Source organism: Pontibacillus yanchengensis Y32, from assembly GCF_000770635.1.
Taxonomy (GTDB): domain Bacteria; phylum Bacillota; class Bacilli; order Bacillales; family BH030062; genus Pontibacillus; species Pontibacillus yanchengensis.
Genome location: NZ_AVBF01000093.1, coordinates 1 through 13,170, shown reverse-complemented (window position 1 = coordinate 13,170; position 13,170 = coordinate 1). Strand labels below are relative to the sequence as shown.

Sequence of the window (13,170 nt, the reverse complement as noted above, 5' to 3'; positions counted from 1 at the left end):
TCCAAATTATCTCGAATCCAAGTCTTCAAGATTATGCCTCTTATATGGAGTGAATTTATCATTTGAGTTTAAAGAAATGAAAGTCAATTTTATATTTTAACCACTTTCTTTGATAACAATTATTACCAATGTTTATTTTAAAGTAAGATTTTCCCTTCTAAGCCGAGCAAGGGTCTTGGACTTTTCTTTATAGCTTTTCTTTTGGTAAAATGTTATCATCTTTACGGAAACACACGTTAAAGGAGAATGGATATGAATCGTCATACAGCAAGAGAGAAAGCTTTTCAGGCAATTTTTCAGATGGATATTAATGAGATGTCTGCTGAGGAAGCAATTCAGAATGTCATGGAGGATGAGGATCAGCCTGTACATGATGCATTTGTGAATCAATTAGTATATGGAGTATATGAGAACAAGGAAGTAATAGATCAAAAAATTACAGATAACCTAGAGAAATGGTCCTTCAACCGAATTGCGTCTGTAGAGAAAACTTTACTACGTATGGCGGTTTATGAAATGGATTTTGTAGAAGATATTCCAATGAAAGTAACTTTAAATGAAGCCATTGAATTAGCTAAAGTATTTGGAGATGACAAATCTGGAAGCTTTATTAATGGCGTTCTAAAGAAAATGATTGATTAAATATAGGGGGATGTAAAAATGTCTGCAGAGGTTATTTACGGAAGAGAGTTGGCGAATGACTTACGTGAGAGAATGAGACAAGAAGTATCAAAGCTAAGTGAACAAGGGGTACATCCTAATCTGACTGTTATTATCGTGGGTGAAGATCCTGCTTCCCTATCATATGTTCGCGGCAAAGAGAGAGCTTCTCAGAAGATTGGAATGCAATCAAATCTTATAGAACTACCAGAAAGCACGTCACACCAAGAATTGTTGGATCTTGTGGACTCATTAAATCATAACCAAGATGTGCATGGTATTTTAGTCCAATTACCTCTGCCAGAACATATCAATGAAGATGAAGTAATAGAAGCCATTTCCCCTAAAAAAGATGTTGATGGCTTTCATCCAATCAGTATTGGTCGAATGATGGCTGGGAAAGAAACATTTCTTCCTTGTACACCATTAGGTATATTAACGATGCTGGATGAAAAAGGTATAGAAATAGAAGGTAAGCACGCTGTTGTGTTGGGTAGAAGTCGTATCGTAGGGAAGCCGATTGGTCAAATGCTTTTAAATCGAAATGCAACCGTTACATATTGTCATTCGAAAACTAACCAAGTTGATGATATCTTGAGACAAGCGGATATTTTAATCGTAGCTGTTGGAAAACCATCCTTTATTGAAGCTGATCAAATTAAAGAAGGCGCCGTCGTAATTGACGTAGGTGTTAATCGATTAGAGGATGGAACGCTAACGGGTGATGTGGATTTCGAATCTGCTCTTGAGAAGGCTTCCTATATAACTCCTGTTCCGCGTGGGGTAGGACCTATGACCATTACGATGTTATTGCATAATACCATTAAAGCCGCAAAACAAATTCATAGTGTAGAGTAAAGGAGTTCTGATTGTGCAGGACCGTTATTTGACAGTATCTGCTTTAACAAAATACATTAAAAGAAAATTTGAATCAGACCCTCACTTGACTCAAGTTTGGTTAAAGGGTGAAATATCAAATTTCAAACACCATAGTCGTGGGCATATGTATATGACAATTAAAGATAATAAATCGCGGGTAAATGCAGTTATGTTTGCAGGAAATAACCGATCCTTACAGTTCACCCCTGAGAACGGTATGAACGTTTTAATACGTGGAGAAATTGGGGTTTATGAACCTGTAGGTCAGTACCAACTATATGTAAAGCAAATGGAGCCCGATGGCTTAGGTGCACTTTACTTAGCTTATGAAGAACTGAAGAAAAAATTATCTGGTGAAGGATTGTTTGAAGAAGATAGAAAGACACCTTTGCCTTCTTATCCAAAATCTATCGCCGTTATTACATCTCCGACAGGTGCTGCTGTTCGTGACATATTGACCACTATAGAAAGACGCTATCCTATCGCTACTGTTACGGTTTTTCCTGTTTTAGTTCAAGGTCAAAATGCAGCCCAGTCTATCGTACAAGCATTGGAAAAAGTAAACGCCCTTGGAAAACATGATGTCATAATTGCTGGTCGTGGAGGTGGCTCTATTGAGGAATTATGGGCATTTAACGAAGAAGTTGTGGCAAGAGCCATTAGTACTTCCTCAATCCCTGTCATTTCAGCAGTAGGACATGAAACGGACTTTACTATAAGTGATTTCGTTGCTGATTATCGAGCACCTACTCCAACAGGTGCAGCTGAAGTTGCTGTTCCCTCCCAAATCGAAATAGCTAACAATGTACAAGCTCTTCATCGAAGAATGCAAAGAGCAATTGATGTACAAATATCAAAACGTAAAGATCAACTTATACGTGTAAACAAATCTTATGCATTTCGTTACCCAGAACAAATGCTTCGTCAAAAAGAGCAGGAATTAGATCGACTAATGGAACAATTCCAAAAGTCCAATCAATCTGCAATGCAAGTTAAGAAAGATTATTTTAACGGTGTTTTCAATCGCTTGAAACAACAACATCCTGAGACGGCTAGTAAAAGAGGGAAGCATGAATTAGAGGTTGCTACTAAGCGTTTACAACGAGGAATGCAACAACAAGCACAGTCTAAGGCGAACGAATATAATCAATTATTGAATAAACTAACTCTTTTAAATCCACTTGAAATTATGAAGCGAGGTTTTGCTTTGCCATTTAATGACCAAGGAGACGTCGTTAAATCCATCAAGGATGTTCAACCCGGAGATGCATTGCAATTGAAAATTAATGATGGTGTTTTAGATTGCCAGGTATGGGGTATGGAAGAGGAGGAAAAGTATGAGTGAAAATAATGAGCAAGTAGAAGAAGTAAGTTTTGAAGATGCTATGAAGAAACTTGAGGATATAGTAGAAAAGCTTGAAGAAGGCGATGTACCTTTAGAAAAAGCTATAACTTACTACCAGGAAGGCATGAAGCTTTCAAAGGTATGTAATGATAAGCTTGTCAATGTAGAGAAACAAATGCAGGAAATTATGAATGAACAAGGTGAATTTGAATCGTTCTCTGTGCAGGAGGAAGAATAGCGTGACATATGCTTTGAAAACATATATGAAGGACAAGGTTGAGCTTATTAATAGTCAATTAGAGCAATTTATATATGCAATGCAAATTCCTGAACGCCTTCAAGCTTCGATGTTGTATTCTGTCCGAGCAGGTGGGAAGCGGATTCGTCCAATACTAATGCTTGCCGCAAGTGAGGCTTACGGTGAACAGGATAATCGAGCAATGTCAGTGGCTTGTGCTATTGAGATGATTCATACGTACTCATTAATACATGATGATTTGCCTTCTATGGATGATGATGATATTCGACGTGGACAACCAACGAACCATAAGCAATTTGATGAAGCAACTGCTATCTTAGCAGGAGACGGATTGCTTACAACGGCGTTTTATACTATTTCAAACAATGATAGCCTATCCGATAACGAAAAAGCTTATTTAGTTAAGGAACTTGCTAAAGCTAGTGGGCCTGAAGGTATGGTTGCGGGACAGATGTTAGATATGGAAGGCGAAAATAGGACATTAACTTTAGAAGAATTAGAGTCCATACATCGAAGAAAAACAGGGGAATTATTACGTTTTTCAGCTGTAGCAGGCGCTTTTATTGGAGGTGCAAATGCTCAACAGTTAGAAGAAATCGAAACATATGCGAAATATCTTGGGCTTCTGTTTCAAATTCAAGATGATATACTTGATGTTATCGGTGATGAACACCATATTGGGAAACCAGTTGGAAGTGATCAGACTAATCACAAAAGTACATATCCCCAACTCTTAGGTCTTGATGGAGCAATAGAGCAAAAGGAACACTATGCTCTAAAAGCAAAGCAGGCTCTAGAAAAAGCAGGTGTAGATAGTAGCTATTTGGAGGATATCATTGACTATATTAGTAATAGAAACAAGTAAATAAGTGCATATGCTGATTGAGTAAATCTAGATAATATGATATATTTATATTACAAATCAGGATGGTGCAGTATTCTAGTCGGCCCTCCGATTCTGAAGGCGGGCCTAAAAATCCGCCAAAGGGCACATCGATGAAGTTCCTTGTGTTGGCTTGAGGCGCCCAGCCTTGGGTCGATGCTGGGAGTTAAGGTTGCGGGGCGATCCACAATGGCATGTGGGCGTTGACCCTGCTTCCGCGGAGGCCCAATATCGTAGGAGGCTGTTCTCATACGTCTGCTATGAATTGGGGTATGAACCTGTGAGGTTGTTTTTGGGAAGATAATCCACAGCGTAGCCTGCCTTGAGTGGCACTGAGGGGATTATGGTTCATAAACATTCATCTATATGGCCAATAGATGGATGTTTACACCGCCATATGAAATCAGCGCTGCAAAAGAGGCTAGGGATCGGTCAAAGGCTGTCGAGGAAATCTCCTAGACTGTTCTGATGGACACCTAAGAGGGATTATAGTGCGGACTAAGTGGCAATCCAGTCTAGTTTCTGGTGACGGAGCTAAGGCAGATTTAAAGGGGAACCGCCGTTGTGGCAACACTCGGTATCTGCTTGGGAAAACCTACTGGACCTAAGCCGCAGTTTTAATCTTTTAGGTGACCATCCTGTAATACATAATGTTAATAACAAATTCTTAATTGAAATGAATATAGAGGTTTATCTAATGAAAACACAGTTCAAGAAATCGATAAAATTTAGCTTAGGTATTGCCGTTATCACGTTCGTGTTAGCGGCTATTTTTTCAATTATTTCAACTTATCTTTTAGATGATGTATATTATCTAATTGGAATTATAATTGTTTTTACAATTGTATTTATCGGCGTAGTATCTGATATGCTAGGAATTGCAGCTACAGCTGCAGATGAAGTTCCATTTCATGCCATGGCAGCTGAAAAAGTAAACGGTTCCAAACAAGCCATAACTATTGTTCGAAATGCTGATCGGTTCGCAAGTTTTTGTAATGATGTAATTGGAGATATTGCAGGAGTTATTAGTGGAACGGCTTCAGCCATAGTTGTACTACGTATTACTTTTATGCTTGGACAATCCGATGGCTCTACATTACAATTCGTGATTTCCGTCATATTTACTAGTATTGTTGCAGCTGTGACAGTTGGTGGCAAAGCGTTAGGCAAATATTTTGCGATTCATAATTCTACGAGTATTATTTTCTTTGCAGCTCGTGTCATATCTCTGATTGAACGAAAATTGAAGATAACCATTCTTCCTATGGAGAAAAAGACCTCCAGAAATTCTCGATGAAGGCGAGTGATTTAAATGGATTTAGAACGTATTGAAGATCCAACATTCCTCAAAAACTATTCAAACGAAGAGTTAGAAAACTTAGCAGCATCCATAAGGACATTTTTAATTGAAAAATTATCTGTTACTGGTGGGCACCTAGGTGCGAATCTTGGAGTAGTAGAGCTAACGCTGGCTCTACATAAAGTATTTGATAGCCCTACAGACAAACTCCTATTTGATGTAGGTCACCAGTCTTATATTCATAAAATACTTACAGGACGGACAAGCCAATTCGATACTCTTAGACAATATAAAGGTCTTTGTGGTTTTCCTAAACGTAATGAGAGTGAGCATGATGTCTGGGAAACTGGCCATAGTTCAACGTCTTTATCAGCAGCTATGGGTATGGCAATCGCACGCGATATGAAAGGAGAAGACCATTCCATATTGCCTATCATTGGGGATGGTGCTTTAACTGGAGGTATGGCTTTAGAAGCCTTAAATCATATTGGCGATGAAAAGAAAAATATTATTGTCATCTTAAATGATAATGAAATGTCGATTGCACATAATGTTGGTGCACTACACAATGTTTTGGGCAGGATGCGTAGTGCTAGTAAATATCACTGGGTAAAAGATGAAATGGAGTGGCTATTGAAACGTATTCCAGCAGTCGGTGGAAAATTAGCAACTGCAGCAGAACGTGTGAAGGATACAATGAAGTATTTTATGGTACCAGGTATGTTCTTTGAAGAATTAGGATTTACATACTATGGACCAGTAGATGGCCATAATTTTGAGGATTTACTGGAAAACCTTCAGTATGCTAAGAAAACAGAGGGGCCAGTATTAATTCATATGATGACTCAAAAAGGTAAAGGGTATCATGCAGCCGAGAATGATCAAAAAGACAAATGGCATGGTGTTGGGCCTTACAAAATTGAATCTGGTGAAAAAATTAAACCAACAGATGCTCCTCCTGCTTGGAGTGAAGTCGTTAGTGAGACTGTTCGTAAAAAAGCAAGAACCGATAATAGAATTGCCGTTATAACACCAGCGATGATTCTTGGTTCTAAACTTGAAAAATTCGGCGAAGAATTCCCTGATCGCCTATTTGATGTGGGAATTGCCGAACAGCATGCTACTACATTATCTGCAGGTTTGGCCACGCAAGGTATGAAACCATTCTTAGCTATATATTCAACCTTTTTACAGCGTGCTTATGATCAATTGATTCATGATGTTTGCCGCCAAAATTTAAATGTTACATTTGGAGTTGACCGAGCAGGTTTAGTCGGTGCTGATGGAGAAACACACCAAGGCGTATTTGACGTATCATTCCTACGAGCATTACCTAATATGGTTCTTATGATGGCGAAAGATGAAAATGAAGGTCAGCATTTAGTTCATACAGCGTTGGAGTATAATGATGGACCCGTTGCAATTCGCTACGCAAGAGGTAATGGATTAGGTGTTCCGATGGATGAAGAACTTAAGACCATTCCTATCGGATCATGGGAAATTCTAAAAGAAGGATCTCAAGTTGCTATTCTTACGTTTGGTACAACTATTTCCATGGCATTAGAAGCAAGTAAGCAGCTAGAGAAACAAGGTATATCTGCAAAAGTTATCAATGCCAGATTTATCAAACCAATGGACGAAGCGATGCTACATGACTTAATGCGCCAAGGTATGCCAATCTTAACGATTGAAGAAGCCATATTAAAGGGTGGTTTTGGTAGTGGTGTGCTTGAATTTGCCGAAGAAAATCAATATTTCGATCAAGCTATCGAACGTATGGGTATCCCGGATCGATATATTGAGCATGGAAGTGTACCAGAACTTTACGAAGAGATTGGACTTACAAAAGAAGAAATTCAAAGCAAAGTCATTAATTTACTACCTGAAAAAAAGCAAAGGGCTTGAGGATGAATGGCAAAGAAAGTTAGATTAGACAGTCTTCTCGTAGAACGAGGACTCGTAGAAACAAGAGAGAAAGCTAAGCAAACCATTATTGCTGGCTTGGTATTCTCTCAAAACATTAAGATGAACAAACCTGGAGTGAAGGTTGACGAAGAACTTCCTTTACAGGTGAAGGGGAAAGCGATCCCTTATGTTAGTCGAGGCGGTCTGAAGTTGGAGAAGGCCATTCAATCCTTTCAACTTGATGTGAAAGATAAAATACTGATTGATATTGGATCCTCAACAGGTGGCTTTACAGATTGTGCTCTACAAAATGGTGCGAAAAAGAGTTACGCTATTGATGTAGGCTATAATCAACTCGATAATAAGCTACGTAAAGATGATAGGGTTACTGTTATGGAAAGTACCAATTTTCGATACGTAACACCTGAAGACTTGACCGAGGGAACTCCAAATTTTGCATCAATTGATGTTTCATTTATATCGTTAAAATTAATTCTTCCTGTTTTAGCTACATTATTAGAAAAAGATGGTGACGTTGTCGCTTTGATTAAACCTCAGTTTGAAGCAGGTAGGGAGCATGTGGGTAAAAAGGGAATCATTAGAGATCCTAAAGTGCACAAGCATGTATTACAGGATATTTTACATTTTGCAGTCTCTAAAGGTTATGTTGTAGAAGATATCACTTATTCACCTATAACAGGAGGAGACGGTAATATAGAATTCTTAGCTCACTTTCGTATGAGCACTACTGGGGAAGGTATGCTCCAGCCGAATGTCGATATAGAACATCTGGTCAAAGAAGCTCACAATGCTCACTAATAGTAGTAAAACAACATGGAGCTACAATGGTGGCTCCTTTTTCAAAGGTGAAATTATAAAATTTTGGTGTGCACTTGTCAGCTATAGCGTCACCACTAGCAAGCTTCTACTTATCTGAAGGATCGGTCAACAATGAAACGCTACGGTGCATCGTGTTTTCATACATCCTAAACGTCTCATCTTAGGATGGCTTCAGTTGCTGTGTCACTCAGTGAACTTCCATTCTTCTAAATCTTATACAGAATTATGGTCCAACAGTTTGTACGTTGCTAGCAGGACACATGCACAATTCTTAGATAAGACGTAAATATTTAAAAGGTAATCAGGGTTGAAACGAGGGAGATAAATATGAATAAGGGTCAACGACATATAAAAATTAGAGAACTTATTGCTGAAAATGATATTGATACTCAAGATGAGCTTGTTGATCGTCTGAAGAATTTAGGTTATAACGTTACACAAGCCACAGTATCACGTGATATCAAAGAGCTACATTTGGTAAAAGTTCCTACTGTTGAGGGAAGGTATAAGTATAGCTTGCCTGCAGATCAACGGTTTAATCCTTTCGAAAAGCTAAAGAGACTAATGATTGATGCATTTGTTCGTATCGATACAGCTGGGCATTTTATCGTAATGAAAACTTTGCCAGGTAATGCGAACGCCATTGGTGCATTAGTGGATAACCTGGATTGGGATGAAATATTAGGTACAATTTGTGGTGATGATACATGCCTTATCATTTGTCGCTCAGAGCAGGATAGTCTGGACATACGTGATCGCTTTCTAGATATGCTGTAAACACTACGAAAAGTTGAGGTGCTAGCTTGTGTTAGCTGAATTATCCATAAAGGATTTTGCGATTATAGACGAAGTATCCATAACGTTTCGTGAAGGATTAACTGTATTAACAGGTGAAACTGGAGCAGGGAAATCAATTATTATTGATGCTATTCAACTGCTGACTGGAGGACGAGGCTCAGCTGAGTTTGTTCGTTATGGGACAAAAAAAGCGGAAATTGAAGGGTTATTTTTCCTAGAGGATCATCAACATAAAGCTTATGAAAAAGCAGAGACATTTGGTGTGGAAATTTCAGAAGATGGGATGCTTGTTTTAAATCGTACAATTAGTGCTAATGGAAAAAGTATTTGTAGGGTTAACGGTAAGCTAGTAACATTAGCTATCCTTCGAGAATTTGGACAAACACTTATTGATATACATACACAGCATGAAACACAGTCCTTAATGGACGTGGATAGACATATTGAATTATTAGATTTATACGATAGACAAACCATCTTGCAAGCTAAAGAAGATTATCGAAAGCTATATAAACAATTTGAGTCTTTAAAAAAGAGACATAAAGAATTGAGTGAGAATGAACAAGAAATGGCTCAGAGGCTTGATTTACTTGAGTTTCAATATAATGAACTACAAGAAGCTAACCTCTCTCCAGGAGAAGATGAGCGCTTAACGGAAGAACGAAATCGTATGGCCAATTATGAAAAGATCTATAAAGGTTTAAATGATGCCTACCATGCATTGCATGGTGAACAGAAAGCTTTAGATTGGTTGTCCTTAGCTCTGTCTTCCCTTGAAAATGCCAATGATTATGATGATGATATAGCGTCAAAAGCAGAGGAGTTATCTAATCATTATTATTTAGTTGAAGAGCTATCTTATAGTCTTCGTAACCAGTTAGAAGGGTTAGAGTACAATGAAGAAGAACTTGATTCAATTGAATCAAGATTGAATGAAATAAATCGATTAAAGAAAAAATATGGTCAAACCGTAGATGAAATATTAGAGTATGCAGCTAAGATTGAAGACGAAATCGATCAAATTAAATATAAAGATACGCATGTAGAGAAATTAGAGCAGGAATTAAAAGAAAAGGGTGAAGATGTTGCTCTTGAAGCAAAACATCTTCATGATATTCGTGCAAAAGCTGCAGAAAACTTAGCAAACGATATTCATCACGAGCTAAAGGACCTTTATTTAGAAAAAGCAGCATTCGATGTTGATTTTTCTAAAATAGAAGGTAATGCGAATGATCCTGTAGTGAATGGACAGCCGATTAAAATGGGACAAAATGGATACGATATAGTGAAATTTTTAATCACAACTAATCCAGGTGAACCTTTAAAGGATATTCATAAGGTAGCCAGTGGTGGTGAATTATCTAGAATCATGCTAGCTCTGAAACGGACGTTCTCTCAACACCAAGGTGTCACTTCTGTCATTTTTGATGAAGTAGATACGGGTGTAAGCGGCCGTGTCGCTCAAGCTATTGCGGAGAAGATACATGGGATATCTTCTTCATCTCAAGTATTGTGTATTTCCCATTTACCACAAGTAGCTGCAATGGCTGACACTCATCTATATATAAGAAAAGATGTACAAGATGATCGAACGAAAACCATTGTAGACGAGTTATCGGAATCCAATAAAATTGAAGAGCTCGGAAGAATGATAAGTGGGGCAGAGATGACAGAAACCACTAAAATACATGCGAAAGAGCTTTTAGATTTAGCTGAAAAATATAAACATCAATCTGCTTAAAAGCTGCCTTCCATGGCAGCTTTTTTTTGCTTTGCTTAAGCCTGTAGGGGTGAGCGAGGCGCTTGTGCTTTAGCTACGTCCAGCTCCAGCGGCAGCGATTAGTATGCTCCGCTAAACGGGCGCTCCCGCTTTTGTTCTCCAAAAAACAGAATAAATTTGTTGATATTTTTGTACAAATTGACTCCATTTCATGATTTAGTTCTAATTGTATCTTTTATTTATATGCATTCTTATCTTTACCAATACACTTAACGGATGAATAACTCCGATAAAAGTCCGTTTTAGTTGACTACAAACAATAAAGGAAATGTTACCTTGTTTTTCTCAAGTTTGCAGGGTTTAAAACCGTCACATTAAGGTCACATTATGAATACAGACAAAGAAATAATTAAGAAATGGGTTAGGAGCGAGGAGAGTGAACTACTTGAAAGCAACAGATATAGGTCGCAAAATTATCGGACTCCTGCTCCTGATAGTTGTACTAAGTGCTCCATTTTCAAAACCAATTCAAACCTATTTATCAGTACCAAATGATATTACAATGTTTCAACACCAGTCTCAAGCGCTCCCTACATTAGGGTCAAATTCAGCTAAAGTAAAAGCTGGAGATGAGATTGTAAATGAAGAAGCAAATGCTTTAATAGGAAATGAAGCTGGACAAAGTTCTGTGATGTATGAGATGGCAGGACTACCGATAAAGAAGGTTAATGTTAATGTACTGGAAGATTTTAGAGTTATTCCAGGTGGTCAATCAATAGGTGTTAAGCTTCATACATTAGGTGTATTGGTTGTAGGTCATCACTTAGTGGAAACCTCTTCAGGTAAAGTTTCCCCAGGTGAAGAAGCTGATATTAAAATAGGTGATATTTTATTGAAGATAAATGGGCAAGAAATTAAACAGATGAGCGATGTAGCGCCATTTGTTGAAAAAGCAGGTAAGAATAAAGATGCACTAAACGTAACGATGAAACGAAATGAAGAAACATTTGAAACCTTCTTAACTCCACATTATGATGAAAAAGATAAAAAATATCGTATAGGTTTATATATTCGTGACTCTGCAGCGGGAATAGGGACAATGACGTTTTATCACCCTGACTCAAAAAAGTATGGGGCTTTAGGTCATGTAATATCCGATATGGATACGAAGAAGCCAATTGAAATTCATGAAGGTACTATTGTCCGATCGAACGTAACATCAATCGATAAAGGCAGTAATGGAGTACCAGGTGAAAAGCACGCCAGGTTTACAGCTCAAAAAGAACGCATAGGTACTATCACAAGAAATAGTCCTTTTGGTATTTTTGGTCAACTGGATAAACAAATTGAAAATGGTTTAATGGATAAACCAATGCCAATTGCACTGTCTCATCAAGTGAAAGAAGGACCAGCAAAAATTCTTACCGTAGTAAAAGGGGAAGATGTTAAGTCATTCGATGTAGAAATTGTCAGCACTGTTCCACAGAAATTTCCTGCAACGAAGGGTATGATCATAAAAATTACCGACCCTGAACTATTAAAATTAACTGGAGGAATTGTTCAAGGGATGAGTGGAAGTCCAATTATACAGGATGGAAAAGTAATAGGGGCTGTAACTCATGTGTTTGTAAATGACCCAACATCAGGTTATGGCGTCCATATTGAATGGATGCTGCATGAAGCAGGAATTGATATTTACAACAAACAAAAACAAAAAGCGAGTTAAAGGCAGGAGAATCCCCTGTCTTTTTCTTTTGTTTATTGAAAATAATGAATTAATTTATCGATGTTCTCTATTTGTTCTCATTGCCATTCCTATCCAACGTGTTATAATGATACTGATAATACAGATAAAGATTATTCGACAAATCCATTTTTTCACTTGAGAAAAATGTGCTTTTTTATCGAATTACTACGAAAACAGAAGAAAATCGGAGTAAATGCGAAAAAAATTAATATTTTCTAATGAAAAAAAGGATATACAAAACTTGTGTCGAAATTTTCTAATGTGGGAAAAACGGGAGTATTACTTTAAGGAGGAACGTTTGTGGAAAAGATAAAAGTTTGTTTAGCCGATGATAATAGGGAATTAGTAAATATGTTAGAGGATTATTTCGATGAGCAATCAGATATTGAAGTCATCGGAGCTTCATACAATGGTCAAGAGTGTCTAGATATGCTAGAGGACATGGATCCTGATGTTCTTGTATTGGACATTATTATGCCTCATGTAGATGGCTTAGCTGTACTAAGTAGAATGAAGGAATTAGGCAAATCGAAATTACCTAACGTAATAATGTTAACAGCATTTGGCCAAGAAGAAGTAACGAAAAAAGCAGTTGATTTAGGTGCTTCTTATTTCATTCTTAAACCGTTTGATTTAGACAATTTGCGTGACCATATTCGTCAAGTACATGGTCTAAAACCGAATTTTGATAGCCGCAATCGTTCGCAAAGAGAACGTAGACCTGAGAAAAAGCCTAACCTGGATGCTAGCATCACAAATATTATCCATGAAATTGGAGTACCTGCGCACATTAAAGGATATATGTATCTTCGTGAAGCTATCTCAATGGTATAT

The 13,170-nt window shown here is 37.7% G+C and carries 12 protein-coding genes; all 12 read left to right on the top strand.

Annotation, left to right across the window (positions count from 1 at the left end):
* Positions 1–252: 252 nt before the first annotated feature.
* Complete coding sequence (gene nusB, locus N782_RS19280) at positions 253–642, top strand: transcription antitermination factor NusB (protein ID WP_036824253.1); 390 nt, start codon at positions 253–255, stop codon at positions 640–642.
* Positions 643–660: 18 nt separating this feature from the next.
* Positions 661–1,518 (top strand): bifunctional methylenetetrahydrofolate dehydrogenase/methenyltetrahydrofolate cyclohydrolase FolD, encoded by an 858-nt coding sequence (folD, locus tag N782_RS19275; RefSeq protein WP_036824251.1) that lies wholly within the window; start codon positions 661–663, stop codon positions 1,516–1,518.
* 10 nt (positions 1,519–1,528) lie between these two features.
* Positions 1,529–2,884, top strand: a complete 1,356-nt coding sequence (gene xseA, locus N782_RS19270; protein ID WP_036824248.1) for an exodeoxyribonuclease VII large subunit — start codon at positions 1,529–1,531, stop codon at positions 2,882–2,884.
* Positions 2,877–3,122, top strand: a complete 246-nt coding sequence (locus N782_RS19265; protein ID WP_036824245.1) for an exodeoxyribonuclease VII small subunit — start codon at positions 2,877–2,879, stop codon at positions 3,120–3,122. The genes xseA and N782_RS19265 overlap by 8 nt, the downstream gene beginning before the upstream one ends.
* Position 3,123: 1 nt before the next feature.
* Positions 3,124–4,008 (top strand): polyprenyl synthetase family protein, encoded by an 885-nt coding sequence (locus N782_RS19260; protein WP_237582698.1) that lies wholly within the window; start codon positions 3,124–3,126, stop codon positions 4,006–4,008.
* 715 nt (positions 4,009–4,723) lie between these two features.
* Entirely contained in the window at positions 4,724–5,323 is a 600-nt protein-coding gene (locus tag N782_RS19255; protein WP_036824255.1) for a hypothetical protein, read from the top strand.
* 15 nt (positions 5,324–5,338) lie between these two features.
* Positions 5,339–7,231 carry a 1-deoxy-D-xylulose-5-phosphate synthase gene (gene dxs, locus N782_RS19250; RefSeq protein WP_036824242.1) on the top strand — a complete coding sequence of 631 codons (1,893 nt, stop codon included), beginning with the start codon at positions 5,339–5,341 and terminating at the stop codon, positions 7,229–7,231.
* A gap of 6 nt (positions 7,232–7,237) precedes the next feature.
* Positions 7,238–8,050 (top strand): TlyA family RNA methyltransferase, encoded by an 813-nt coding sequence (locus N782_RS19245; protein ID WP_036824240.1) that lies wholly within the window; start codon positions 7,238–7,240, stop codon positions 8,048–8,050.
* A gap of 348 nt (positions 8,051–8,398) precedes the next feature.
* The gene (gene ahrC / locus N782_RS19240; RefSeq protein ID WP_036824238.1) at positions 8,399–8,848 is read left to right on the top strand and encodes a transcriptional regulator AhrC/ArgR; all 450 of its coding nucleotides are present in this window, start codon (positions 8,399–8,401) and stop codon (positions 8,846–8,848) included.
* A 28-nt stretch (positions 8,849–8,876) separates the two neighbouring features.
* Complete coding sequence (recN, locus tag N782_RS19235) at positions 8,877–10,610, top strand: DNA repair protein RecN (protein WP_036824235.1); 1,734 nt, start codon at positions 8,877–8,879, stop codon at positions 10,608–10,610.
* A 415-nt stretch (positions 10,611–11,025) separates the two neighbouring features.
* Positions 11,026–12,315, top strand: coding sequence for a SpoIVB peptidase (gene spoIVB / locus N782_RS19230; RefSeq protein ID WP_036824232.1), 1,290 nt, complete (start codon positions 11,026–11,028; stop codon positions 12,313–12,315).
* Positions 12,316–12,636: 321 nt separating this feature from the next.
* Positions 12,637–13,170: sporulation transcription factor Spo0A (spo0A, locus tag N782_RS19225; protein ID WP_036824229.1), on the top strand; the 534-nt coding region annotated here is incomplete at its 3' end.

What these genes read in the sequence shown, in the direction of transcription:
- ahrC (WP_036824238.1), top strand. Translation starts at nt 8,399, where the DNA reads ATGAATAAGGGTCAACGACATATAAAAATTAGAGAACTTATTGCTGAA.
- N782_RS19255 (WP_036824255.1), top strand. Translation starts at nt 4,724, where the DNA reads ATGAAAACACAGTTCAAGAAATCGATAAAATTTAGCTTAGGTATTGCC.
- nusB (WP_036824253.1), top strand. Translation starts at nt 253, where the DNA reads ATGAATCGTCATACAGCAAGAGAGAAAGCTTTTCAGGCAATTTTTCAG.
- dxs (WP_036824242.1), top strand. Translation starts at nt 5,339, where the DNA reads ATGGATTTAGAACGTATTGAAGATCCAACATTCCTCAAAAACTATTCA.
- folD (WP_036824251.1), top strand. Translation starts at nt 661, where the DNA reads ATGTCTGCAGAGGTTATTTACGGAAGAGAGTTGGCGAATGACTTACGT.
- N782_RS19245 (WP_036824240.1), top strand. Translation starts at nt 7,238, where the DNA reads ATGGCAAAGAAAGTTAGATTAGACAGTCTTCTCGTAGAACGAGGACTC.
- N782_RS19265 (WP_036824245.1), top strand. Translation starts at nt 2,877, where the DNA reads ATGAGTGAAAATAATGAGCAAGTAGAAGAAGTAAGTTTTGAAGATGCT.